We start from the raw sequence: 24884 nt of genomic DNA, 5'->3' as shown, positions 1-24884 counted from the left end.
TCCGGCCGACGCCGCCCCGCTGCCTCGCCCGGCTGTCCCGGCATGGGAGGGGGCGAAAGCCGTCTAGGCTTGCCAACGTTTACCCCTCTTCTACCGAAACGTGTCGTGGAGAACACCCCATGGGATGGTTGACCCGTGCCACTGCTGCCGTGATGCTGCTGTCTATGACGGCCGCATGCGGACCAGTCCCCGAGGGGGCCGTCCCCCGCGTGACTACTCCGACCACTGAAACAGGCGACGCCGCCGCATCTCCCGCACCGAGTGCCGCGGCAGAGCTCACGCCGATCCCCGAGGACTGCGCAACAGACCCGGCCTATCCGAAACGGCAGATGCGCGGCGTATGGCTCACCACCGTCCGCAACATCGACTGGCCTTCCGAGCCCGGGCTGAGCCCCCAACAGCAGCAGGAGGAGCTCACCGCTTTTCTGGACCGCGCTGTCGAACTCGGGTTGAACGCGGTGTTCTTCCACATTCGCCCCACAGCGGACGCGGTCTACGCCTCAGACAAGGAACCGTGGGCCCGCTACCTGACCGGCACCCAGGGCGGCGACCCCGGCTACGATCCGCTGGAATTCGCGGTCGCAGAAGCCCACACACGCGGCCTGGAACTGCACGCCTGGTTCAACCCCTACCGGGTGGGGTGGCGGGAAGCCGACCTGGAGCACCTTGCCGACGACCATCCAGTGCGCCGCAACCCGGAGTGGATGATCGTCTACGACGACCAGGGCTACCTCGACCCCGGCAACCCCGAAGTCCGCGAATGGGTGGTCGACGTGGTCGCGGATGTCGTGGAACGCTACGACGTCGACGGGGTGCATTTCGACGACTACTTCTACCCGTACCCTGCCTCAGGGGAGACGTTCGACGACGACGCCAGTTGGCAGGCCCACGGCGACGGTTTCCCCGACCGGGACGCGTGGCGGCGCGACAACGTCAACCAGCTCATCCGGCAGGTGCACGAACGCGTCCACGACATCAAACCGTGGGTGCGGTTCGGGGTGAGCCCGTTCGGGATCTGGCGCAACCGCAGCAGCGACCCTTCCGGGTCGGCCACCAGCGGCCTGCAGTCGTACGACGCGCTGCACGCCGACACCCGCACGTGGATCCGCGAAGGCTGGATCGACTACGTGGTCCCGCAACTGTACTGGCCGCAAGGGTTCGCCGCCGCTGACTACGCGGTCCTCGCGCCGTGGTGGGCCGAGGAAGTGGCGGGCACGGGAGTGGACTTGTACATCGGCCAGGCCGCCTACCGGGTGGGGGAGGACGGCTGGAAAGGTGCGGACGCCCTCGCAAAACAGCTCGACTTCAACACGCAGCACCCGGAGATCACCGGCGACATCTATTTTTCGATGAAGGACCTCAACGGCCGGGCCCGCACAGCCATAGAGCAGGTGGCTGCCAACCACTATGCGCGCCCTGCGCTGCCCCCCGTCGCGAGCGGCGCGTCAGGACAGCCCGCCCCGGTGCGCGACCTCGTCGCCGACACCGGTGAAGACGGGGTGACCTTGCGGTGGGAAGGCGACGCAGACCACCGGTGGTACGCGGTCTACCGGGTGCCCGCAGACACGGACGCGTGCGCCCTCGCCGACGCCAAGCACCTGGTCGCGGTGCTCGGCGGCGACCAGCACACCTACCGCGATCCGGCACCGGGAAATGAAGCAGTGCGCTACCACGTGACAGCGGTGGACGCGTTCCGCGTGGAAAGTGTCCCCTCCGCGGGGGTGGTCGTGAACCCGAGGTGAGCGAAGACCAACCTTTCAGTTAGGTCTGGGCGGCCTAGGCCTGGTATCGCCCCGTCGCCGAACGGATAAGAAACTGGGTAACACCGCACACACGCGCAGACGCGCACCGGTGCTGGTCCCCAGTCGGTGAAGGAGGGCGCCATGTCGTTGCGGGAGAACGAGAGACGCATCCTGGCGGAGATCGAACACCAGCTCAGTACCGACGATCCGGAGCTCGCTGAGGCACTGGCCTCTTTCGACGGGGGCGACCGCTTCTCATCAGAAGAGATCGCGGAGACGTGGAAGCCGTGGGCGATCTGCGCGGCGATCGCGTCCGTGGTGGCAGGGCTGCTCGTCGTCCTGTTCCTCGCGATCCCCGGCCCGCAGCCCAGCGGGGAGGATGCGCCGTCGCCGCGCCCCAACGGGATGGTGATGCAGATGCGCGTCCGGTAACCGGGAAGCAGGCCCGTGACGGTGCCGGCCTGCCGTGCCTCCCGGTCACAGCCCTTCCAAGAAGCGCCGGGCCACCGGAGCGGCGGCTTTCGCCCCGCTACCACCGTCCTCGACGAGTACCGCGAAGGCCACGTCGCCTTCGAAACCGACGAACCAGCCGTGCGCGGACATTTCCTCGTCTTCCACGTATTCACCGTATTCGGCGGTGCCGGTCTTCCCGTGCACGTCCCCGGAAAAGCCGACGTTCTTAGCGGTGCCGTCAGTGACGACCGCACGCATCAAGGTGCGCAGCTGCTCGGCAGCGGGCACCGGGACCGGGTCGGGAAGGCCCGCCGGGGCCGGGTCGGTGACCAGCACCGGGGGACGCCAGTGCCCGTCGGCCACCGCCGCGGGAATCGTCGCCATGTGCAGCGGCGAGGTCAGGATCTGTCCTTGCCCGATGCTCGCGGCAGCCAGCAGGGTGTCGCTGTCCGGGGTCGGGAACGACGGCGTCAACGCGGGCACCCCGAGGCTCAGGTCGCGGTTGAACCCGTACCGTTCGGCCGCGGCAGTCAAGGAGCCGCCGTCCAACCGGTGGACCACCTCGGAGATCAGCGCGGTGTTGCAGGAGGTGGCGAACGCTTCCGTGACGCTCTGCTCACCGTAGGCGGCGTCTCCCGCGTTCTTGAACGGCCACCCTCCCACGGTGACGGTCTCCGCGCAGTCCAGGGTGGCGTCCATGCCCATCCCGGCGTCCAGCAGTGCGTCGTAGGAGACGATCTTGAACGTGGAGCCAGGAGCGTACTGGCCTTCCAAAGCCCGGTTGAACCCGCCTGGAACATTCGCCACGGCCAGCACTTCCCCCGTCGACGGCCGGACCGCTACCAGGGCAGTGGCTTTACGCTGTCCGATCACGGCGTCGACCGCGGCCTGCTGCACCGCCATGTCGATGGAGAGGGTGACGTCCTGGCCGGGACTGCCTTCGATAGTGCCGACCACCGCCGCATCCTCCGGCTCCCCTTCAGGCGGCGCCCCCTGGTCGACGACGTGGATCACCGTGGTCGGCGTCCCCGCGAGCCGATCCTGCTGCGACCGCTGGATGCCGCTCTTCCCCACCGGGTCGCCCTCCTGGTAGGCGGGGCCGAGCTCCGCCGCGTCCTCAGCGGTGGCGGGGCCGACCTCCCCGACGATCATCTGGATTGACCCGGACACGTCAGAGGTGTCCACGGGGGTGCCGTCGGCGGCCCGCACCCGGCCGCGCTCCCCCCACGCGTTGGTGCGCGCCAACGTCTGGCCGGGACCCAGCTCCGGGTGCAGCACTGCGGGACTGAAGTCGACCTTCCACTGGCCGTCGATCCGCTGGAGCGGCAGCTCCCCGTCGTAGGTCCACGTCCCGCTGTGGCTCAAGGTGAACGTGGCAGTAAAGGGAACAGTGGCTGTGTCCCCGTCCACCACCGCTTCCCCCGTGGTCACCTCGACCGACTCCACTCCCAGGTTCTCTGCCACCTCGGTGTAGAACGCGGACGCCTCCGAGGAGGTCGCCCACTGGTCGAGCGTGGAGTAGTCCCCCGACGTCCAGGCCGCCACATACGCGTCAGCGGTCTCTTCGGGGACCGGGCGGGAGGACAGGTACCAGTAGACGCCGCCGCCCAGCAGCGCCGCCACGAGGACCGCGGCGAGCACGGAGAACAGGAGGCCGCGCCGGGACCGCCGCGGAGCTGGGGCGGGACGCGCACTCCCTGGGAGAGGTCCCTCCCCGCGAGCGGGCCCGGCGCTCTGAACGTGCCAGGAAGCGGGAGTCTCCCTAGGGAGGCGGTACGGGCTGTGAGGGAAACCGTGTGAGGGTGCGCCCCCCGGCGCAGGACGGTGCCCGCTGCCCGGGGCAGGGGGCGAGGGCTGCGGCTGGTAGGGACGTTCCCGGAAGATCCCTTCGTCGTCCACGCTCAAAAGTAGTGTCCTTAAGATCGGGGTCGGTATGGGGAGCAGGCCCCGCGGGGAAGGACATACGGGGCGGAAGAGCGCACTGGTGCGGCTGCTGCGCAGCAGAGAGCACGGCGCCGTCCCCTGGGACCGTGCGGACCGCGCCCGGAGTTTCCGCGTCAGAGCCCGGGCACGCCACGACCCGGAGTACCACACCAGTCAAGCAGAGATTAACCCATGGCCCAGGCGGGGTGCGGCCCCGCCGTCCCACTGCAGGGCGCGGGCAGGGGAGTGGCGCCGGGCTATGCGGCCAGGCCCCGCTGCTGGGCGAGCTCCGCTTTGACCGAGGCGGCGAACCGCGGCACCTGCTCTTGTCCGGAGAGTTTCTGGATCGCGGCCATCACCGCATCAGTGGCTTCCCGCCGGGCCCGAGCCCGGCCCGCCTGGCCTGCCCACGGCGACAGGTCCACCGGCTCCCCGAACCGCACCCCGATCCGGCGGAACGAGGGGATGCGGCGCCCCGCGGGCAGGATACGGTTCGTGCCCACGAGGGCCGCCGGGACCACCGGGGCGCCGGAGGTCAGCGCCAGCCACGCCAGCCCGGTCTGCCCCTTGTAGAGGCGGCCGTCAGGCGAGCGGGTCCCCTCAGGGAAAATTCCGAAAACTCTGCCTTCGGCGAGCACGGCGAGACTGCGGTCCATTGCCTCCTGGGCGCTCTGCCCGGGGCGGCGGTCGACGGACACGTGCCCGACGGCACGCAGGGCACGGGTGAAGAGCCGCTGGGCCAGGTTGCCTTCGGCGAACAGCTCCTTTTTCGCGATGAAGACGACGGGGCGTGGCACGACCACGCTCAAGAAGAGCGGGTCGAGGTTGGACAAGTGGTTGCTGGCGAGGATCACGGGGCCGTGCGCGGGAATGTGGTGCAGGCCCTCCACGTGCAGGGGCCACAGGGCCCGGGTGGTCGGGGCTACAACGGCTTTCGCGGCATCGTAGAGCGTCAGCGGCACGGCCGGTCCCCTTCTGTTGTCACGTGCGCCACCGCGGAGAGCCGCGGGGGATTGACCTCGGCTTGGGCGGCACTTTACCGGGTGGGGGCAACAGCGCGGTCACGGGCAGCGGGGAAAGCCGGAGGTTCCTTCGCGCTACAGTGGTCTAGACCTATCGGGAAGAGACGAGGATCCACACCATGGCGCGTCTGATCGATGTCAGCCACCAGATCGTGGCTGGTATGACCACCTATCCGGGGCTTCCCGGCCCGGTCATCGACGACCACTTGTCGTTCGAGGACTCTCACGAGAACTACGCCCCAGGCACAGAATTCGAGATCCGCCGCATCTCGATGGTCGGCAACACGGGCACCTACCTGGACACTCCCTCCCACCGCTACCGCGACGGCTCCGACCTGGCCGACCTGCCCCTGGAGAAGGTCGCCGCGCTGCCGGGGAGGGTGATCGACGCCCCGGGCCGCGCCATCGGCCCCGAGGCTTTCGCCGGAGTGGACCTGGCCGGCCGGGCCGTGCTGCTGCGCACCGGATGGGACCGGTACTGGCGCACGGAAACCTACGGCTCCCCGGACCACCCCTACCTCACCGCGGAGGGAGCCAAGGCACTGGTGGATGCCGGAGCCACCCTGGTGGGGATCGACTCGGTCAACATCGACGACACCTCGGAGGCCAGTGGGGGAGCCCGCCCCGCGCATTCGATCCTCCTGGCTGCGGGAATCCCCGTGGTGGAGCACTTGTGCCTGCTCAACCAGCTTCCCGAGGAGGGATTCCAGTTCTTCGCGGTCCCGGTGAAAGTCCGCGGCATGGGCACCATGCCGGTCCGCGCCTTCGCTCTCGTCCCCTCCCCGTAGGAGGCCTCGGCCGGCTTCCGCGACAGCATACGGGCCGCGGCATCCTGCCCTGCGGGGGAGCAGCGCCACAGGTCACGGCTGTGCTGGCTGCCCCCCGTGGGGGTCGTCGGCCGCGGGCGCGGCCGGTACCGCGGCCCGCAGGCGGCGGAGCTCCGCCAGCGCCTCGTCGAGCTGCGCTTCGGCGCGTTCGGCGCGCCGCAGGGTCTGGGTCCGCGCCTCCTCCAACGCGGCCAGGCGTTCCGCGGCGGCCTGGCGTGCTTCGGCCAGCGAGGCGGTGAAGGCTTCGCGTTCGGCGCGGGCGCTGTCCCTGATGTGCGCGACTTCGTCGGTGAGCCGGTCGCGTTCCGCGCTCACCCGGGCGAGTTCCGCCGACAGGCGCTCCACCCGCTCTTCGGCCTGCCGGGCCTGCTCCGCAGCCCGATCGGCGTGCTCCTGCGCCGCTTGGCGGGCGGCCACGGCTTCGGTCAACTGCTCTTGCAACCGGTCCAACCGGGCCACGAGCTGCGCCCGCTCGGCCGCGGCTCGCTGTTCGACGTCGGCGATACGCTGCTGGGCCTGCTTGCGCTCCTGGGCGACGAGTGCTTCGGCTTCCGCGCGCGCCGCTGCCACCTGCTCCCGGGCTTCGATGCGGGCCGCCTCCCGGTCGGCGAGGGCAGCGTCGCGTTCCTCGGCACAGGACTGGGCCTCCGCGAGCGCCGCATCACGTTCCGCGACCGCGGCATCGCGTGCGGCTATCGCCTCGTCTGCCATGCGTTCCGCTGCCCCCGCCGCAGCCATCGCTGAGGCGGCAGCCTCCCGGGCCTGCTGGGCGTCGGCTTCCGCGGCGCGACGGGCCCGCTCTGCTGCCCGCCGCTTCTCCTCGGCGGCCAGGCGGGCCGCTTCCGCGTCGGCGACCTGGCGGGCCGCGGCAATACGCGCCGCCTCCACCTGGGCCTCAGCCGCGGCAGGATCCGTCATCGTGGTGAACGCCGCGGTGGCTTCCTGCAAGGTTGCGGTGAGCTGCTCGGCTTGGACCGCGAAACGCGTCAGGAGGTCTTCGGCGCGCAGCCGTGCTGCGGTGACCGGGGCGGCCTCGGCGTGGGCGGGTGCGGCCGCGGCCGCAGCGGCCCCGTCGGCCGGTCGCTGGGATACGGTCTGCTCACGCCGCTCCTGTGCGGCCTGCGCCTCCTGCTGGAGGCGCTGCCGCTCCCGCCAGGCACGCCACCGCGTGTGTTCGGGAAGGTCGCAGTACTGCGGGGGGCGTCCCGGGGAGGAGGAGCGCATGACGGGACGGGTACAACCGGGGAAGTTACACAGGGCGGAGTCGGTTTCGGCCACGCCGACGAGCCTAACGGCTGCGGGGGGACTGCGGGGGCCAGCCACACCGGGCAGCACAGCCAGGCGCGGGGGAGCAGCGGGGAAGCAGCCCGGCGGTGCTCCTGGGATTCCTGTAGACAGGCCGCGGCGGCCGAAGCCAGCCTGGTCTTCGGCCGCCGCACACAGCTCACTGCGTGCTGTTTAGTCGTGGGGGCCCACTCCGATACGCGACACCATCGTGGTCACAAACGGGCGGAAGCCTTGGCTTTCGTAGAAGCGGATGGCCGCCGAGTTCCCGGACACGGCAGGCAGCTCCAGGTCCCGCACACCGGTCTCGGCGAGCTGCCGACGGACCTCGTCAAGGAGGCCGCTGCCCACCAACTCCAAGGAGTAGTCAGGGTGCACCGCCAGGGTCTGGACGACCGCGACCCGGTCCCCGCGGTCCCACGAGCCGTGGTGCTCGTCGCGGATGGTCACCATCGCGTAGCCGACGTCGACCCCGTCGCTCTCCGCGATCACGGCGATCGTCTCCGGCTCGGACAGCCACTCCACATACCGCCGGCTGCGGCGACGCCACGATTCTTCCGCGCTCACCGTGCCGAGCAGGTCCTCCAGGTGCGAGGCGATCGTCGTGTGCTGCTGATGGAGGGGTTTCCACAGCTCGGCCAGCTCGTCTACCTCAAAGGGACCGATGTAGCGGAAACGCAGCACGCCCGAAAACCCGGAACGGGTTTTGGTGTCCAACGAAGTTTGCATTTTTTCTCACCTGCTCCTGATGGGGTGATGCGTGTCGCGCAGCGGCGATCGTCCCTTTCAATGCCTGTATGAGCGCTGGTTATGAGCCTACTTGCTTGTTTCTGCAAGAGTGGCGACGGGGCTTGGAAAAGGATGCTCCTCGTACCTAAAAGAAAAATTTTGTCATTTTTAACAGATGGTTGGGTGTGAGGGGGATCTCTTCGGGCTCTCTCCGTCGCCGCGCAGGAACGGAACGTTGCGGTGGGCGTGCAGTGGATCACGTCTGCACTGCTCAGCGGGAAAACGCGAGCTCCTCAGACGGCTGGCCGTCTGCCGGAAAACCCGCCCAGCCAGCAGACCGGGGCGGGGTGCAACCTTTCCGGCAGTCGCGGGGTTACCCGGATGTGAGCACTATCGCAGCGACCGTCGTCGGTGTCGCCACGGAGCTACCGAGCTGGCCGCCCTGCCTCGCCCTCGCTGCCCGTGGTGGCCAAATCCTCCCGGAGGAGCATGCGGATGTGGCCGTGCTGAGCAGGCCTGCGACGGCGCCCGGCGCCGCGCAGGGGCAGGAGTGCACCACCGCAGCGGTGCGCCACTGTGCACCGCGCACGGTACGCCCGGCGGAGCGCCGTGCACGGCGCACGGAAACCACCAGCAGGAAATTTCATAGGATGAGCCCATGATTGACGTCCGGCGGTTGCAGGTGCTGCGCGCCTTCGCCGAGCACCACACCGTGGCGGCGACCGCGGAAGCGCTGGGGGTCACTCCCTCAGCGGTCTCCCAACAGCTCGCCGCATTGGCCAAGGAAACCGAAGTCCCCCTGGTGGAGCGGAGTAACCGCCGATTCGTGCTCACCGGGGCGGGGCGCGTCCTGCTGGAACGCGCTCAGGTCATCTTCGCTGAACTGGAGCGCGCCCAAGCCGACCTCGCCCGGTACGCCGAAGGATCACTCGGATCCGTGCGGGTAGGCGCTTTCGCCACCGGCATCTCCAACCTCGTCGCCCCCGCCGTGGCCCGGCTGCGCCACACCCATCCGGGTTGGGACTTCTCTGTCATCCAGGCCGAACCCGAACACAGCACCGAACTGCTGTGCACCGGCGAGATCGACATCGCTGTCACCATGTCCTCGCCGCATCTGCCCGCGACCGGAAGCCCCGGGTTCCAGTTCCACCCGGTGATGGTGGAACCCCTGGACGTGGTCCTGCCCTACGAGCACCCGCTGGCGACCAAGATGGAACTCGACCTGGCCACCGACCTCAACGACGCCGACTGGATCATGTCCGCCCCCGGCACCGTCTGGTTCGACACCGTGGCCGCCGCCTGCCACCAGGCCGGATTCCATCCCCGCAGCACCCACGTCGTCACCGACTTCAGTGCGGCGTTCGCTCTCGTCGCCGCAGGACTGGGCGTGTCCATGGTGCCCCGGCTGGCCTGGCACGGGATGGCGATCGCCCACATGGTGGTGCGTCCGGTCCGCAACGGTCCGCGCCGCCACGTCCTGGCCGTCACCCGCAGCGGGGCGAACCCCGAGCCGCTACTCACCGCGATGCGGGAAGCCGCGCACCGGATCACTGTCCCCGCGGGCCGGTTCGTCCTCAGCGCCTGACCCGTCCGCAGCCGCCCCCTCGGAAAACCCACTCGCCACCGGGTCCAGCACGTGGCGGGCAGCCCGGTGGATCGCGTGGGCGACGACGTGCAGCGGCCGCCACGCCCACGCCCCGGTACGGGCCACCAGGGAGATGCGGCGCTCTCCCGCCAGCTCGCCCAGCGGGGTATGCACCACCCCGGGGTGGGGCGGGGACGCAGCCAGCTTCGGCAGGAGCCCCACCCCCCATCCAGCGGCCACCACCGCGCTGAGCGCCTCCAACGTGTCGATGCGATGCCGGATCTGCGGTCGGAAGCCCGCGTCCGCGCACATCCGGAGCACAAGCTCGTCGTCGTCGCTTCCGCGCGAGTTGGCGATCCACGACGCGTCGGCCAAGGCACGCAGCCGCTCCCGCGTCATGGTCGCCCCGCTCGGGTTGCTCGCCGTCGGCTCGGCGAGGAACAAGGGTTCCCGCCCCACCGGGTGCACGGTGAGCCCTTCCGGAATGCGGCGGGGGACCAGCGTGTACTCGTAGATCAGCCCAAGGTCGGCCTCCCCGCTCAGCAGGAGGTCCAACGCCTGGTCCGGTTCGTGCTCGATCAGGCGCACCTCGAGTCCCGGGTGCTGCTGGCGCAACTGCTCCATGGCGGGCAGGATCACGGGGACCGTCATGCTGACGAACGTCACCAGGTTGATGCGGCCCACCGGCGGCCCTTCACCTGCCATTTCGGCTCGCGCCGCCTCGACGCGCTCCAGGATGTCCCGCGCATGCTCGGCGAGCCGGCGCCCCGCGGGGGTCAACCGGACCCGACGGCCGTCCGGAACGAGGAGGCGCACCCCTGCTTCCCGCTCCAATACGGCCAAATGCTTGGACACCGCCGAGGTGCCCATGCCCGTGACCTCGGAGACCGCCGTCATCGTCCCCAGCCGCCGCAGTTCTACCAGCAGTCTCAGCCGTGTCAGGTCCATCCTTCAACCGTAGAAGAAGGCGTGCGCAAGGCGGAATGTTTCGACCCCGCGCACGCCTTCTTCTACGGATGAAAGACCTCAGGCAGCGAGCTGGAAGAAACGCGCCCGCAACAGGTTCGACAGCGCCTCGTCGAGCCGGCTGAGGAGCGCCGTGTCATCGAGGCGGCGGAACGCCCGGACATCGGGGTGGGTGGGGTGGGAAGTGAGCCAGTCCTCACCCACCAGGTCAACCACGGCAGTGCGGAGGGCGTCCAGTTTCTCCCGCAGGGTGCCGGGAGCTTGGGAGAGCGCGGTCTCGCACGCAGCGAGCGCGTGGAACAGGGAGAGCAGTCGCAGATGAGTGACGTCGTCCTTGGCCTCGCGCAGGGTGTGCTCGGCGATCGCGCGCGTCCGGCGGAAAGGGTTCAGCGTTCGCGTCGCCGATGGCTCAACCTGGGTCAGCACCATTCTCCTCTCTCATCGTGGTGGGGCAGCCGTCCCGCGGTCGCGTGGCCGAAACAGCCGTGCGCGCCGCGTCCGAGGCGCTGGCACCTCCGGATCCGAGAGGTTTGCGGTCCGCAAGGGGGCCTCCCGCGGCGGACCGGCCATCGAGTGGACATCGAAGGGGTGTGTCGGTCGGTCCGCGCGGTGCGCGGAGCCGCCTCCCGGTAGCTGCTCACCAAAGTTGATGTCCACCAACTCAATTTTTTACCGCCTCTTAAGTACGGCTAAACCTGGCACAGAGGTCAACACAATCCGCTGCACGACGTTCTGTTGCGTTCCGTTGCGCTGAGTGGGGGTGAAGCGCGGGTGTGGACGCTAGATCTTCCGCTAAAGAGAAACGATTCATCAACTAACGGTGCCTGGACGGAAACAGAGAACAGGAGACACAGTGGTGGGATGATCCTCTCTTTTGTCTCGTTGGTTCGGCATGCCCACCTGAGGGTCCCAGCCCCGCTGCTCACCGTCCTCAGCCTGGTCCTGCTGCACATGGGCAGCGCGGGAGCCGTGCACCTGTTCGCCATCGCGGGACCGCTCGAAGTCACCTGGCTGCGGCTGAGCTGGGCTGCGCTCCTCCTCTTCGCCGTCGGCGGGCGCCCCCTGCTCCGCGCGGCACGGGCCGCAACCTGGTCGGATCTCGCCGCTACCGCCGCCCTCGGCGTAGTCAGCGCGGGGATGACCCTCCTGTTCTCCCTCGCCCTCGACCGCATCCCGCTCGGCACCGCAGCCGCGATCGAGTTCCTCGGCCCCCTCACCGTCTCCGTGCTCGCCCTGCGCCGCCGCCGCGACCTGCTGTGGATCGTCCTCGCCGTAGCCGGAGTGCTCCTGCTCACCCGCCCGTGGCACGGGGAAGCCGACCTGCTCGGCATCGCCTTCGGCCTAGGCGGGGCCGTCTGCGTGGCGCTCTACATCGTCTTCTCCCAGACCGTCGGCTCCCGGCTGGGCGTCCTCCCCGGCCTCACCCTCGCAATGACCGTGTCCGCCCTGGTCACCGCCCCGCTGGGTCTGCCGGGGGCGATGGCGGCCGCCGACCGGCACCTGGTGGCAGCCACCCTAGGGCTCGCACTGATCTACCCCCTGCTGCCCCTCCTGCTGGAGATGGTGAGCCTGCAACGGATGAACCGCGGCACCTTCGGCATTCTCGTCTCCGTCGACCCCGCCATCGGGCTGCTCATCGGCCTGCTCCTGATCGGCCAGGTCCCCGTCCCCCTCCAAGTGGCGGGCATGGCCCTGGTGGTCGCCGCCGGGCTGGGCGCCACCAGAGGCACCAGCGGACGCACACGCGGAGGCGCAGACCCGCACGCCACCGACGGGGAGCCGGAAGACCGCACCCCGGACCGCCCTGCTCCCGACGACGCCGGACACCACACCACCGACCCCGTCACAGTGTGACCATCATTACATCCCGGTGCGGGGCGGGGTGTGCCGCCCGGGTAACCGCAGTGTGTGCTGCAGCGGTACCAGGCCACCGAGGCGAAAACAGCCCGTAGCGGGCAGGGGAGCACGGAGTCAAGGCCCGATACGTCCGCGGACACCCCACACATCCGTTAGGGTCAGGCGCGACCATGAGCGCTAAAACTGACCTGGAACTGCTGCGCGCCTACGAACCCGTGCTGATGTTCACCCGGGGGGAGCTGTTCTTCCCCACGGACGTCGAAGCCTACGTGCGCTGCTGCAGTCTGTGGCTGGACCTTCCCGAAGGCGGGGAACGCGAAGTCGTCCCCGCCGGGGAACTCACCCTCGACCGGCTCGCCCGCGCCGACGCCGAATGGCCGGGCTACCGCCAGCACCTGCGATTCGTCCAAGAATCGTCGCTGCGGGCCGAAGCACGCCGCTTCCGCAGACGCGAACGGCCCGTCATCCCGAAAAGCGGACGCCTCGCCGCGGTCGGGGTCCTCGGCCGGATCGTGGACGTGCTGATGCGGCTCTCCCTCCTCATCCGAGGAGCCGTCCCCGGCGGGGTCGCAGCAGCCGCAGCCACCCGCTACCGCGACCGCATCGACACCGGCACCACCGCCACCTACTACGGCCGTGTCGTGCGGGAAGGCGGTTACGTCGTCCTGCAGTACTGGTTCTTCTACGCCATGAACGACTGGCGGTCGGTCTACGGCGGCGTCAACGACCACGAGGCCGACTGGGAGAAAGTCACCGTCTACCTGGTCGAAGAAGAGAACGGGGAGTACCGCCCCGTGTGGGTGGGCGCCTCCTCTCACGAATACCTCGGCGACGACCTGCGACGCCGCTGGGATGACCCGGAACTGCACCGCGACGGCAACCACCCGATCATCTACGTCGGGGCCGGATCCCACTCCCACCAGATGCTCCCCGGGGACTACCTCATCCAAGTCGACCCCGCCTTCCTCCGGGGAGTGCTGCGCGCCTGGCGGCGCTTCACCGCCCGCTTCCTGCCTTCCTCCAGCCGCCTCCGCGGCATCGGCGTGCCCTTCGTTGACTACGCGCGCGGCGACGGCGTCCGCGTCGGCCCCGGTGGAGAACGCACCTGGACCCCGGTCCTCATCGACGACACCACTCCCTGGGTCCGGGGCTACCGCGGACTGTGGGGCCGCAACACCCGGGACTGGTTCGACGGCGAACGCGCTCCCAGCGGCCCCCGATACGAACGCGACGGCACCGTCCGCCGCTCCTGGGCCGACCCCCTGTGGTGGGTCGGGCTCCACAAAGTCCCGCCGACCCCCGAGGATACGCGGGCCAGCCTCCAAGCCCACCTGGACGATCTCGACGCCCGCATCGCCGAAGCCGACGCCAAGATCGAAGAAGAGCGGGCTGCCCTGCGCCGCCTGGCCGCAGCCGAAATGGTGCTGAGTCGCCACGCCAGCGCTAAAGCGCGCGCCAAGGAGTACCGCGCCCGGATCGCCGAACTGGAACGCTCCCTCGCCGCCCGCTACCGGGAACGCACCCACCTCGTGGACGAGCGGGAAATGCACCGCGCCGCACTGGCCAACGGCGACGTCCTCGAACCCCCGCCGCAGGCCCACCTCCGCTCCCCCCACCTGCCGTACGCCTCCGGCCGGCAGCACACCACCCGGTTCCTCCACGTGTGGGCGGCGATGAGCACACCGTTGCTGCTCACCGCGCTGGGCGTGGTCATGGTGGTACTGCGCGGCAGCCTGGCACTGCTGGCCGCGGTCGGCGTCGTCGTGCTGTTCGCCGCCTTCGACGCGCTCGCCCGCCGCCGCTTCCTCACCTTCCTGATCGGCTCGGCCTTCCTCGCCCTCGCGCTCGGCGTCGTGGGCGCGGTGATCGCGGCCTTCCTCATCAACTGGCGGATCACCGTCCTCGTGCCGATGACTTTGGCGGTCGTCAGCCTGCTCTACCTCAACGTGCGCGACCTGCTCCGCCGGTGAGCAGCCCTCAAACCGCTTCCGAGGACGACGCCCCGGCTGGGCCCCGCTCAGCCGGGGGCAGCCCGGAAGCACGCACGGTGATGTTGATCCGCCCCGACTCCAATCCGAGTGCCGGGTTGGCTGTGCCAGCGAAGACACGCGGCACGCCGTGGTAAGCCCAGCGGGACGGGCCGCCGAAGACGAAAAGGTCGCCGCTGCGCAGCTCCACGTCGGTGTACGGGCGGGTGCGGGTAGCGGTGTTCCCGAACCGGAACACGCAGGTGTCCCCCAGGCTCACCGAAACCACCGGGGCATCGGTGCGTTCGTCCGTGTCCCGGTGCATCCCCATCGTGGCTGTGGCCGCATAGAAGTTCACCAGCGCAACATCGTAGGCGGGAGCCGGGGCAGGGACCGTGCCGTAGGCGGCGGCCAGACCCCGCAACGCCAGCGTGGACAGCACCGGGGGCAGCGGGGGCACCGGTCGGCCGTCCGGCAGGGTCGCCGAATAGCGGTAGGGGCGCCAATACCAGCCCAGCGAGGTCATCGCGACACTCATGGTCCTGCCCCGGGTGCGGTGCCGGGTCATACCGCCGGGGCCGCGCATCCACTCGCGGCACAAGTCCACTAAAGCGCGCTGCTCCTCCAGGTCCAGCCATCCGGGAACGTGGACGGCACCCGGGGCGACCTCGACCCGGCCCGGGGAGAAGAGCGGTTCGTCCATAGCGAGCGGCCTCCTCAACCACCAAAACAAAATTGTGACGCATATCACTTCATTGCTGGGTGGCGTGGCGAATTCCACACCGCAGCGCAGAAAGGCCGGACCCCTCCACCGGAGGAGGAAGCACACGGCCCCGCTCGCCGCGCCGCGCACCGGCCCGCCACAGCCCGCATCCTTCCTGGTGGGCACGGGGACCGGTCCCGGAAACGTCGCGCAGCGCGGCCCCCGGCACCCTACTGCCCGCCACTGACGATCACGCCGCGGCGCCGGGCCGCTGTCCCGCACGCTGCTGCGGACCATCCCTCACGGAAGCGAATCCGCGCAGCTCCCATTACCACAGGGGCCGTATTAAGGTTGGGCATAGCGAGACTCGAGGCCGTCGGCCGTGGACTGTAGGAGGTGAGGCCAACCATGAGCCAACCTCCTAGTACCAACTAGTGCGGTGCCCCATTTCTCACGTTCCGCGCTGGTTCTCTCCAGCCCACACAGACTTCCGCTGTGATATCCGCCCCCGTCTCCGGAGGGCGTCGCAGGGCACGGCACTAGTTCCCTAGCCCTTTTCTCCAACTCTCTCTTTGTGGCGTGCGTCCCGTTTGCTGCGGTGGAGACGCACCCCACCGGTTGTCCCGAACCGTCGAACTCATCCGGGAGCTCCCATGTCGCAACGTCGTATGCGTTCGTGGCTGCCCAGCCTGCGTCCCGTTGCCTCGGTAAGCAAAGCGCACACCGACACGCCCGAATACGTCATGGACCCTCGAAGGGACCACGAAGCGACCACCCCGCCAGTCGAAGCCAGCGTCGTCGACGCCGCGATCTACATCGACGGCCGCCGCCAACCCTGCGAAGTCGAACTGGCCCGGCTGCGCGACCAGGTCGCCCAGCAGCCAGGAGCGATGGCCTGGCTGGGACTGCACCAGCCCTCCGAAGCCCAACTGCTCGCTCTTGCCGACCAGTTCGGTCTGCACGAGCTCGCCGTCGAAGACGCCATCGTCGCCCACCAGCGGCCCAAGCTCGAACGCTACGGCGACACCCTGTTCGTCGTGCTACGGGCAGCCCGCTACCTCGACACCACCGAAGAGGTGAGCTTCGGGGAGATCTACCTGTTCGTCGGCACCGACTTCGTCATCACCGTGCGCCACGGTCAGGCCCCCGACCTGTCCGCGGTACGCCGCCGTCTCGAAGACGACCCTGACCTGTTGAAGCTGGGCCCCGAAGCGGTGCTGTACGCGGTGATGGACGCGGTCGTCGACGGCTATGCACCGGTCATTGCCGGACTGCAGAACGACATCGACGAAATCGAAACCCAGGTGTTCAACCGGGACCCCCGGGTGTCCCGGCGCATCTACGAACTGTCCCGCGAAGTCATCGAATTCCAGCGGGCGGCCCGCCCTCTGCTGGGCATCCTCTCCGACCTGGAAGCCGGATTCGACAAGTACGGCACCAGCGAAGAACTCCAGCGCTACTTGCGTGACGTCGCCGACCACGCCACCACGGTCGCGGAACGGGTCGACGGTTTCCGTCAACTGCTCAACTCCATTCTCGCGGTCAACGCCACCCTGGTCAGCCAGGCCCAGAACGAGGAGATGAAACACCTCACCGAAGCCAGTTACGCCCAAAGTGAGGAAGTGAAGAAGATCTCCTCCTGGGCGGCTATCCTGTTCGCTCCTACCGTGGTCGGCGGTATCTACGGCATGAATTTCGACGTGATGCCGGAAACCCACTGGAAGTACGGCTACCCGATGGCGATCGGCCTGATGGTGGCGGTCAGCGTCGCCCTGTACGCGATCTTCAAACGCCGAGGCTGGCTATGAGGCCCGCCCTTGTCCCGGTGCGGCGACCCTACGCGCCGCACCGGGACAAGGGCGCCGTTTGCAGGAGAACACGGCTGAAGAGAGCGGCGGCAGCCGCGCTGCCCCTTCCCCTGGCCACGAACCCCAGGCGGGCTCCCGCAGCCCGGAGCTGCCGGCCCCGGCAAAGACTTTCCGGATGCGAGATAAGGGACTGGTCCGTTCCGCAATCCTCCCCTTGCCCTGCTGTGCTCTCCCGTCACTGAAACGGTCCGCAGGTAATGCGCCATTCCGCGAGTAACCATGGCGCAATAGGTGAGCAAAGCCTCGAAGGGGCGATCCTTGTCCTCCGAATAACAGGACCGAAAACCACCTCTGAAGAGCGTTAATGCAGAATTCTCCGGGCAGGAAGACGCCGCAGAAACGCAAGATAGCGGACGAAACAGACAAAATTCTGTGCTCGAGTGTGTGAAAGCCGCACATATTCCTTCAGTTTCGTGCTTCTTCCTGTGCACCGTCCTCCAGCCAGATACGATCATGGGGCACGGGGGGAGGGAATACGTTGTTACAAGGGAGGACGCGGCGGCGTGTCCGGACACACCCAGGAGTCTTTTCCGTGTGGTGAGGCGGTCGTATTCACCGTGCGCGGTGAGATCGACATTGCCAACGCCACTCAACTGTGCGCGGCACTGCTGCACGCCACCGACCGGTCCGAGTGCCAGTGTCTGATCGTTGACCTGTCCAAAGTCCAGTTCATCGACCTCAGCGGCGTGCGTGCGCTCTACGAGTGCTGCCGGGTACTGACATGGGAGGGGCGTCACATGGTGCTGGCCGAACCCTCGGCAGCAGCCCAACGGGTACTCACCGCGCTACGGATGGACCGGGACTTCGAGATCTACCCGATCGTGGAGGCGGCACTCGTCCATACCGCTCGACAGCGCTACGAAGAAGGGCCCATCACCGGGGTCTGCGGTTGTGACTGACCGCCGCTGGACCGGTGACGAGCAGCAAGCAGAAAAGAGAGATCCTCGCGGCGCGGCTCCCCGAACAGTGCCACCACTGTCGTGGCGGCCGCGCCGCCCCCACTCACGCTCGGGACAGTTCCAGCTCCAGCACGTGGGAAACGAGCTCCACCATGACCCGCTTGACCGATTCCCGTTCCCGTGCATCGCACAACAGAACCGGAACGTGCGGTTCCACGTCCAGGGCGATACGCACATCAGCGGGCATGTGGGTGCGCACCCCGTTGAAGCAGTTCACCGCCACGACAAACGGAATGTCGCGCTGCTCGAAGAAGTCGATGGTGTCGAAGCAGTCCTCCAAACGTCGGGTGTCAGCCAGCACAATGGCGCCGAGCGCCCCCTCGGCCAACTCCTCCCACATGAACGAGAAACGCTTCTGGCCGGGGGTGCCGAACATGTAGATCACGGTGCGCTCGTCCAAGGTGATACGACCGAAGTCCAGCGCCACGGTCGTCGTCGTCTTGGACTCCACCCCGTCCAGATCGTCCACGCCCACGCTTTCAGCGGTCATCACCTCCTCGGTGTGGAGCGACTCCACCTCGCTGAGCGCGGACACCAGGGTGGTTTTCCCAGCGCCGAACCCGCCGGCGACCAGGATCTTCAGCGCGTCGGGAACGGGCCCGACACTGTCGGACATGCAGAAGTCTCCTTTCACAGCGCACGGATGCGGTCGAGGACCGTTCGCAGAGTATGGACATCCGGTCGCCTACGCTGCCACTGCGATTCGTGCACCATGACGTATCCGCCATCAAGCAGGTCGGACAGCAGGATACGCAGCACACCAAGCGGCAGTTTGGTACGTGAGGCCAGCTCAGCTACTGAGACGGGTGCGGCGCACACCTCCAGGATCGCGTGGTGCTCCGGTTCCAGCTCGGCGGGCTGACCCACCTGCGGCACCGCCACCACCTGGGAGGTCATCGCGAAGTCCGAACGCGAAGGGCGGGTGCGTCCGCGAGTCAAGGAATACGGCCGAATAAGGCGGCCGCTGTCGTCAGGAGAGCTGGACATGGCGCTCACAGCCCTTCAGCGGACCGACCTTGCATGGGACGACGGTTGCGCGGCAGCGTGGACAGGTGCGGACCGACCTGGCGCACCAGTCGGTTGATCTCATAGGCGACCAACCCGACATCGCAGGAGGAGTCGGCCACCAAGGCCAGGCAGGCGCCGTGCCCGGCGGAGAGGACGAACAGGAAAACATTGTCCATCTCCACAACGGTCTGCCGGACCTCTGCCGCGCCCAACTGCTTGCTCGCACCTCGGGCCAGGCTGGAGAAGCCCGAAGCGATCGCGCTGATCCGCTCGGCGCGTTCCCGATCCATGCCGTCGGAAGCCGACAGCAGCAAGCCGTCTGCGGACAGCAGTACCGCCTCGCGGGCTCCCTCAGTGCGGGAAACCAGGTCGCTCAGCAGCCAGTTCAGTTCAGAGGAGGTGGAACGGGGCGTGGAAGTTGTCTGCTCGGTCATCGTGTCTCCCTGGTGGGGTAATCAGTGTTGCCTTCGGCGCGTCCACTCCGGGTGCCTCGCTGGAAGGCACTCATCATCTGCCGGATTTCCTCCAGCGATCGGTCAGGGTTGACGGGCCGGGAGATGGACGGTGCGGGCGCCTGCGGTGCTTGCTGGGAACGTCGCTGGGACCGTCTCCGGCGCGGCAAGCCCTTGTACGTGTCGGCCGTGTCCCCCGACGCGGCAGCTGGGAGCGGAGATCCAGGCTCGGTGGGCTGGGAGGATGCCAGCGCCGGCTCAGGTGCGCTGGGAGTGGAAGGCACCGAAGGAGGAGGTGCGGGGGCGGCCGGTGCGGGAGTGGCGGAGACCGCCGCGGAAGGCGCCTCCAGCTCCGCGGGGGCCGGCGCTGGCTTGGCTGCGACCGCGCGTGGGGCGGTCAGAGTCGTGTCGATAGCCTCGGGCGGGAACACAATGATCGCCTGGGTCCCGTTGTAGGGGGAGGGACGCAAGGTCACCTTGAGGTTGTGTCGCTGAGCGATGGTGGCCACCACGATAAGCCCCAGTTGGGAGTCCTCCCGCATGTCCGCGAGGTTGAACCGCTGGGAATTGCCGCTGAGCAGCTCGTTGGCCTGCTGGTACGCCTCAGGGAGCATGCCCAAGCCGCGGTCTTCGATCTCCAAAGCGTAGCTGCCGTGAGGCAGGGCCTCACCACGCACGGTCACCACAGTACTGGGCGGGGAGAACGAGGTGGCGTTCTCCAGCAGCTCCGCCAGCATCCGCACACTGTCGTTGGCGACCGAGCCTTTGATGTGCACCATGGGCATCGGCAGCAGCTTGATCCGCGAGTAGTCCTCGATCTCGCTGGAGGCGGCGCGCACGGCCTGGGCCAGCGACAGCGGTTCGCCTGCCTTGCGGGACGGGCGGTCGTCGGTGAGCAGCATCAGGTTCTCCGCGTTGCGCCGCATCTGGGTGCTCAGGTGGTCGATACGGAACAGCGACTCCAGCACCTTCGGGTCGGTTTCGGCCTGTTCCAGCGAGTCCAGGAGGCTGAGCTGGCGGTGGACCAGCGTCTGGGCGCGCCGCGCGATGTTGCGGAAGATGTTGCGCACACCTTCACGCAGCTTCGCCTCCTGGGTGGCTGACTCCACGGCCGCGCGTTGGGCCGTGTTGAACGCCTCGGTGACCTGGCCGAGCTCGTCGTTGATGTCCACCGGGATGGGGGGAGCGTCGGTGGCCACGTCCACTTTTTCTCCGGCGCGCAGCCGGGCAGTGATCTCCGGCAGGCGGCGGTGCGCGTAGTCCAGAGTGGCTTCGCGGAGCGTGCCAAGCCGGCGGTTGAGCCAGGTGACGGTCCGCGTGCTGAAGAACACGGACGCCACCACCACGGCCAGGGTGGCCACGCTGAACAGGGTGAGGAGGGCGGTGAGCTGCAGCGCTTCGGACCGGGCCTGCTCAGTCAGCGCCTCGATCTGGCTGTCCGTCACCTCACTCAAGGACTCGTCCAGCTTCGACCAGGCAGCGCTCCACTGCTCGATGTCGATCGGAGGGTCGCCCGAAATAGCGCCCGCCCGGATCACCTCGTTTTCCAGCGCTTGGATGGTGCGGAACTCTGCGCTTCCGATGACCTTGTCGTATCCGATCCGCTCTTGCCCAGAGAGTTCAGGGGCGATCTGCTCGTACAGGTAGCGCTGGGCGCCGACCGCGGCAGCGAAGTCGATATGGTCGGCGGTGTTGAACATCCCGGCGAGATTGCTGTAGGACAGCATTCCGTCTTCCTGGGAGAGCAGCTCGTCAGCACGGAGCAGTGCGGCGAGGCTGCGCATCTGGTGCGCCTGTTCCTCGGCGACCAGTTTCTCCTGAATGTCCCACAGCTGCAGGCCGGCTTCGATGGCCTCGTTGTAGGTGGAGGCCGCGCCTTCTCGCACCGGGGAGGAGGTGTCCAGGACTTCCCGGTGCATGGGAAGCACCTCCAGCGTGTCCAGGAAGCGTTCGATACGCTCGCGGGTCTCCTCCGGGAAGCTGGTGAGACCGGCGTCCTCGATTCCGGTGCGGAAGTTCTCGATGGCCGCGTCCGTGGCGGCCCGGTCCTCGCGGAGTGTGGACGTCAACGAGCCCTTGCGGTTCTTCTCTGACTGGGCCAGGTGCTCCATCGCGGCCTGGCGCTCCGCTTGCAAGGCGGAGATGACGTCCAGGGCGGGAAGGCCTGCCTGCTCCAGGAACGTGGTGCTTCGGTTGATAGAGAGCAGGGTGCCCACTGGTGTGACGGTGGCACCGATCCAGAGGATCAGCAGAGCGGTGCTCGGAATGAGGGCTAACGCGAGGAGTCGCACACGGATCGTTCCGCGCTGCTCCGCGGACAGATGGCGCAACCAGCGGAGGAAGGGACGGCGCTGCTCTTTGGTCATGGACTCGCTCTGAGTGCGGACGGGGGGATAGCTCTGTGGTGGGCAGACGGGAGGTGCGGTCCTGTCCGCCCGGGAAACGGAGAGTCCGTCTGGGTCTTTGAGCTAACCGCGATCGGTGGAATTAGGCAAGCCCAATTTGAGACACAGAGCACTACATACAGTGATCTGGGTCGCGGACTCTCTGTTGGACATGTTGCCGCGGAAAAATAGTTGGTGTTCTGGCTGTTCCGCCAGAGTTACCGTCAAGTTGTCACCAAGCCGTGCTCGTTAGTGCAGGCTTGGGTAAGGAAGAGGCACTGGGGGTGAGAGAGCCGCACGGACACCGCGCAAGGCGCGCAACCAGGGAGGGGGTATGCGGGCCACGGGAGAGCGTTCCACCCCGGCAGGGGTGGTGTGCGCTGCCGCGTTGAGTGTCCTGCTATGCGTCGTGGGATGCGGGCCCGAGCCGCCACCCGTGGACGGCTCGGAGTACGGGGCGGCAGCGGCCGCCACCACAGCCGCGGACCTGGGCGGAATGGCGGAGCTCATCACCGCAGCGCAGGCTGAAGGAGAGCTCAACATCGTCGCTGCCGCTTCGCCGGAGGCGGATCACCGCGAGCTGATCTCTGCTTTCGAAACCGCATACAACATCCGCGTCAACGTGGCCGCCCCGCACGCTTCAGACGAGGAGCAGATCGCGGCCGCGGTCCGCTATGCGGGAACCGACCGCGCCCCCGACGTCTTCATGGTGGGGCAGGACACGGCAGCGGCCCATGCCGCCGAGCATTTTGCGGAATACCGGGTGCGCACCTGGGAGGAGGTCCCAGCCGACAGCAGGGATCCGAAAGCCCGGTATGTCGGCGGGGCGGCTGCCCGCTTGTCGCTCGGGTTCGCCGCCGACACCGGACAAGCCCTCCGAACCGTGTCCGACCTGGGGGAAGGACAGGGGGAAGTGGCCTTGGCCGGCGACCCCCAAAAGGAAGAGGCTGCCCTGCTCGGAGTGGTGTTGACCGCACTCGCAGCCGGGGGTGGGCCCGCAGACCTCGCCCCTGGCGCGGCGCTGCTCGACGAACTGGACCGGGCCGGTCAGCTCCGGTGGGGCACTCCCCGCCGCGCTGATTTGGCCTCCGGGGCGACCACCGCGGTCATCGACTGGGAGCACGCCAACCTGCAGCGGGCAGCAGATCTGCGTGGCGTGCGCGAATGGGAGGTGGTCGTCCCCTCACCCACGGTCGGCGGACTGGTCTGCCAGGCGGTCAACCAGGAGGCCCCGCACCCGGCAGCGGCCCGGTTGTGGGTGGAATTCGTGCTCTCCGACGAAGGCCAGAACCTGCAGTTCCGCAACGCCTCCTACCCGGTGCGGTTTGCCGCGATGCACCAGGACGGCACGGTCGATACGGGGGAGCGGGCAGCGGGGGCCGCAGAACCCCCGCTGCTGTTGACCCCGCAGCAGGTGGCGCAGGCGCGTGACACGCTCCGCGCCTATGGGATCGGTCCCGGGGACGAGTGACTCCGGCGGCGGTGCGTGCCCGGGACCGCCGCCGGAGTAGTCAGACGTCGGTGCGGTGCAGCGTCCGCAAGGCCGCACCCCAGCAGAGGGCGAGCCAGCCCGTGAGGACCGCGAGCGCCGCCCACGGGTCCATGTGGAGCGGGGATTCTGCTGCGGTGGCGCCCACCACGTTGTCCCAGGCGCCGGTCGGCAGGTAGCGGAGCACGTGCCGCTGCACCGAGTCGGGAAGCAGCGTGCTGACCATCGGGGGGAGCAGCAGTGCCGCCAGGACGGCGGCGGTTGTGCCCGCCACACTGCGCAGCATGGTCCCCAGGCCCAAGGCGAGCAGGGGGAAGACCGGCAGGGTCACCCCCAAGGCCAGCGTGGTGCGCCACTGCTCAGCAAGGCTGACCGTGGGCATGGCGAAGGATTCGAGGATGGCCTGCGAGGCAGCGAAAGCAGCCGCCACGGTCACCGCCCCCACGGCGAGGACGGTGCCGACGAGGACCACGGTCTTGGCGAGCAGGACACGTCCGCGGCGCGGGTGGACGGCGAAGGTGAGCCTGAGCTGGCTGGGGTACTCCCGGGCCGAGAACTGGGCGGCGAGGACGACGAGCGGGATCACCCCGAACACTGGGCCGACGTGGGCGAGCGCGGCAGCCTGCTCGACCGGGTCCACTCCGGGAGGAAGGGCTTCGGTACCGGCTGCGCCGATACCCAACGCGGCGAGGGAGCTCAAGCCGACGCCGAGCAGCAGTGTGACCGCGAGGCAGACGTAGGTGGCGCGCACCGAGGTGAGCTTGGTCCACTCGGCGAGCACAGCTGCCCCTAGGCCAGGGGAGGCCGGGGGACGGGCAGGGCTGGAAACAGCAGTGGCGGATGCGGTCATGCCTGGCTCCTTTCCGAGGCGGGGATGCTGCCGGAACGGTGGGGTGTGGCGGCGGCAGTGAGTTCCATGAAGACCTCTTCCAGGCTGGTGTGCTGGGGGGTGAGTTCCCGCAATGCGATGCCGCAGCGCAGCGCGATCTCCCCGACGTGCGCGGCTTCCAGCCCGCTGACGAGGAGGGCGCCGTCCGCGGAGCGGACTTCGGCACCCGCGGAGACGAGTGCCGCGGTCAGAGGGGTGGTGTCCGAGGCGACCACCCGGATGCCGCCGGTGTAGCGGGCGGCTAGCTCAGCCATGCTCATGTCGGCGAGCAGCCGGCCGCGGCCGATGACGATCACGTGGTCTGCGACGGTTTGGATCTCGTGCATGAGGTGGCTGGAGACCAGCACCGTGCGGCCTTCGGCGGCTAGTTGGCTCAGCAGGCCGCGGAACCATCGGATGCCCTCGGGGTCGAGGCCGTTGACGGGTTCGTCGAACAGCAGCACGGCGGGATCGCCGCGGCACCCCGCCACCGGCAGTTCGACCAGTTCGCTGACCCGCATGCCGGTTGCGTAAAGCAGTTCGATCATCAGGCGGTTGCGGACCTTGTCGGCCTCGGTCCGGCCAAGCGTCGGGGCGGCGGTCAGCATCGCGTCGATCTCGGCCCGGTCCAGCGTTGTGGGCAACCGCTTGGCGCGGCCCGGACCGGCGATGCGAATGGCGGGGTCGTCGTCGCGCCAACCCTCTTCCAGGGCGAAGCGGCTGAATTGCCGGATCGAGGACAGTCGCCGTGCCCGAGTCGCCCGTGAAAAGCCCTGCGCGTCGCAATGGGTCAGATAA

Annotated in this window: 22 protein-coding genes; 9 read left to right on the top strand and 13 right to left on the bottom strand. The window is 68.5% G+C overall.

Annotation, left to right across the window (positions count from 1 at the left end; genetic code table 11):
* Nucleotides 1–119: 119 nt before the first annotated feature.
* Together CW348_RS13800 and CW348_RS13795 are read left to right on the top strand one after the other, a co-directional pair.
* Complete coding sequence (locus tag CW348_RS13800; protein WP_011291848.1) at nucleotides 120–1742, top strand: glycoside hydrolase family 10 protein; 1623 nt, start codon at nucleotides 120–122, stop codon at nucleotides 1740–1742.
* A 141-nt stretch (nucleotides 1743–1883) separates the two neighbouring features.
* Nucleotides 1884–2174: a DUF3040 domain-containing protein gene (locus tag CW348_RS13795; protein WP_011291849.1), complete on the top strand. Its 291-nt coding sequence runs from the start codon at nucleotides 1884–1886 to the stop codon at nucleotides 2172–2174.
* A gap of 45 nt (nucleotides 2175–2219) precedes the next feature.
* Here CW348_RS13795 and CW348_RS13790 read toward each other — a convergent pair whose 3' ends face one another.
* Both CW348_RS13790 and CW348_RS13785 read right to left on the bottom strand, forming a co-directional pair.
* Nucleotides 2220–3836 carry a penicillin-binding transpeptidase domain-containing protein gene (locus tag CW348_RS13790; protein WP_016188640.1) on the bottom strand — a complete coding sequence of 539 codons (1617 nt, stop codon included), beginning with the start codon at nucleotides 3834–3836 and terminating at the stop codon, nucleotides 2220–2222.
* A 539-nt stretch (nucleotides 3837–4375) separates the two neighbouring features.
* Nucleotides 4376–5074, bottom strand: coding sequence for a 1-acyl-sn-glycerol-3-phosphate acyltransferase (locus CW348_RS13785; protein WP_038043670.1), 699 nt, complete (start codon nucleotides 5072–5074; stop codon nucleotides 4376–4378).
* Between the two features lie 185 nt (nucleotides 5075–5259).
* On the opposite strand from CW348_RS13785, the gene CW348_RS13780 reads away from it, so the two are divergent.
* Nucleotides 5260–5928, top strand: coding sequence for a cyclase family protein (locus CW348_RS13780; protein ID WP_011291852.1), 669 nt, complete (start codon nucleotides 5260–5262; stop codon nucleotides 5926–5928).
* Between the two features lie 72 nt (nucleotides 5929–6000).
* Here the strand turns inward: CW348_RS13780 and CW348_RS13775 are convergent, their stop codons facing one another.
* Both CW348_RS13775 and CW348_RS13770 read right to left on the bottom strand, forming a co-directional pair.
* Entirely contained in the window at nucleotides 6001–7191 is a 1191-nt protein-coding gene (locus CW348_RS13775) for a hypothetical protein (protein WP_049754934.1), read from the bottom strand.
* A 234-nt stretch (nucleotides 7192–7425) separates the two neighbouring features.
* The gene (locus CW348_RS13770) at nucleotides 7426–7980 is read right to left on the bottom strand and encodes an N-acetyltransferase (protein WP_011291854.1); all 555 of its coding nucleotides are present in this window, start codon (nucleotides 7978–7980) and stop codon (nucleotides 7426–7428) included.
* 658 nt (nucleotides 7981–8638) lie between these two features.
* Here CW348_RS13770 and CW348_RS13765 point away from each other — a divergent pair.
* A complete protein-coding gene (locus tag CW348_RS13765; RefSeq protein ID WP_016188643.1) occupies nucleotides 8639–9565 on the top strand; it encodes a LysR family transcriptional regulator in 927 nt (308 codons plus the stop codon).
* Here CW348_RS13765 and CW348_RS13760 read toward each other — a convergent pair.
* Both CW348_RS13760 and CW348_RS13755 read right to left on the bottom strand, forming a co-directional pair.
* A complete protein-coding gene (locus tag CW348_RS13760) occupies nucleotides 9494–10513 on the bottom strand; it encodes a LysR substrate-binding domain-containing protein (protein WP_011291857.1) in 1020 nt (339 codons plus the stop codon). The two genes, CW348_RS13765 and CW348_RS13760, sit on opposite strands and share 72 nt — an antisense overlap.
* Nucleotides 10514–10591: 78 nt before the next feature.
* A complete protein-coding gene (locus tag CW348_RS13755; RefSeq protein WP_016188644.1) occupies nucleotides 10592–10960 on the bottom strand; it encodes a hypothetical protein in 369 nt (122 codons plus the stop codon).
* A gap of 432 nt (nucleotides 10961–11392) precedes the next feature.
* Here CW348_RS13755 and CW348_RS13750 point away from each other — a divergent pair, with 432 nt between their 5' ends.
* Together CW348_RS13750 and CW348_RS13745 are read left to right on the top strand one after the other, a co-directional pair.
* Nucleotides 11393–12385: a DMT family transporter gene (locus CW348_RS13750; protein ID WP_011291859.1), complete on the top strand. Its 993-nt coding sequence runs from the start codon at nucleotides 11393–11395 to the stop codon at nucleotides 12383–12385.
* Between the two features lie 173 nt (nucleotides 12386–12558).
* Nucleotides 12559–14358 carry a hypothetical protein gene (locus CW348_RS13745; protein ID WP_016188645.1) on the top strand — a complete coding sequence of 600 codons (1800 nt, stop codon included), beginning with the start codon at nucleotides 12559–12561 and terminating at the stop codon, nucleotides 14356–14358.
* A 7-nt stretch (nucleotides 14359–14365) separates the two neighbouring features.
* Here CW348_RS13745 and CW348_RS13740 read toward each other — a convergent pair whose 3' ends face one another.
* The gene (locus CW348_RS13740) at nucleotides 14366–15058 is read right to left on the bottom strand and encodes an alpha-ketoglutarate-dependent dioxygenase AlkB (protein ID WP_104613009.1); all 693 of its coding nucleotides are present in this window, start codon (nucleotides 15056–15058) and stop codon (nucleotides 14366–14368) included.
* 653 nt (nucleotides 15059–15711) lie between these two features.
* On the opposite strand from CW348_RS13740, the gene CW348_RS13735 reads away from it, so the two are divergent.
* Complete coding sequence (locus CW348_RS13735; protein WP_011291862.1) at nucleotides 15712–16866, top strand: magnesium and cobalt transport protein CorA; 1155 nt, start codon at nucleotides 15712–15714, stop codon at nucleotides 16864–16866.
* A gap of 563 nt (nucleotides 16867–17429) precedes the next feature.
* Nucleotides 17430–17825, top strand: coding sequence for an STAS domain-containing protein (locus CW348_RS13730; protein WP_011291863.1), 396 nt, complete (start codon nucleotides 17430–17432; stop codon nucleotides 17823–17825).
* A 103-nt stretch (nucleotides 17826–17928) separates the two neighbouring features.
* On the opposite strand, the gene CW348_RS13725 is transcribed toward CW348_RS13730, so the two are convergent.
* From CW348_RS13725 to CW348_RS13710, 4 genes are read right to left on the bottom strand one after another with little or no spacing between them, the layout of a single operon-like run.
* On the bottom strand, nucleotides 17929–18501 hold the full coding sequence (locus CW348_RS13725; protein WP_011291864.1) for an ATP/GTP-binding protein: 573 nt from the start codon (nucleotides 18499–18501) through the stop codon (nucleotides 17929–17931).
* 14 nt (nucleotides 18502–18515) lie between these two features.
* The gene (locus tag CW348_RS13720; RefSeq protein WP_011291865.1) at nucleotides 18516–18872 is read right to left on the bottom strand and encodes a DUF742 domain-containing protein; all 357 of its coding nucleotides are present in this window, start codon (nucleotides 18870–18872) and stop codon (nucleotides 18516–18518) included.
* 5 nt (nucleotides 18873–18877) lie between these two features.
* Nucleotides 18878–19327, bottom strand: a complete 450-nt coding sequence (locus CW348_RS13715) for a roadblock/LC7 domain-containing protein (RefSeq protein WP_011291866.1) — start codon at nucleotides 19325–19327, stop codon at nucleotides 18878–18880.
* Nucleotides 19324–21711, bottom strand: a complete 2388-nt coding sequence (locus CW348_RS13710) for a nitrate- and nitrite sensing domain-containing protein (protein WP_061783514.1) — start codon at nucleotides 21709–21711, stop codon at nucleotides 19324–19326. The genes CW348_RS13715 and CW348_RS13710 overlap by 4 nt, the downstream gene beginning before the upstream one ends.
* 352 nt (nucleotides 21712–22063) lie before the next feature.
* Between CW348_RS13710 and CW348_RS13705 the strand changes: the two genes are divergently transcribed.
* On the top strand, nucleotides 22064–23200 hold the full coding sequence (locus CW348_RS13705) for an ABC transporter substrate-binding protein (protein ID WP_011291868.1): 1137 nt from the start codon (nucleotides 22064–22066) through the stop codon (nucleotides 23198–23200).
* 40 nt (nucleotides 23201–23240) lie between these two features.
* Here the strand turns inward: CW348_RS13705 and CW348_RS13700 are convergent, their stop codons facing one another.
* A complete protein-coding gene (locus CW348_RS13700) occupies nucleotides 23241–24068 on the bottom strand; it encodes a hypothetical protein (protein ID WP_061783513.1) in 828 nt (275 codons plus the stop codon).
* Nucleotides 24065–24884: tyrosine-type recombinase/integrase (locus tag CW348_RS13695; protein ID WP_287463963.1), on the bottom strand; the 820-nt coding region annotated here is incomplete at its 5' end. The genes CW348_RS13695 and CW348_RS13700, both read right to left, overlap by 4 nt.

Source organism: Thermobifida sp. (assembly GCF_017577275.1).
GTDB classification, from domain to species: Bacteria; Actinomycetota; Actinomycetes; order Streptosporangiales; family Streptosporangiaceae; genus Thermobifida; species Thermobifida fusca.
The sequence above is the reverse complement of the archived record's forward strand: the minus strand, read 5'-3'. Positions and strand labels throughout refer to the sequence as shown.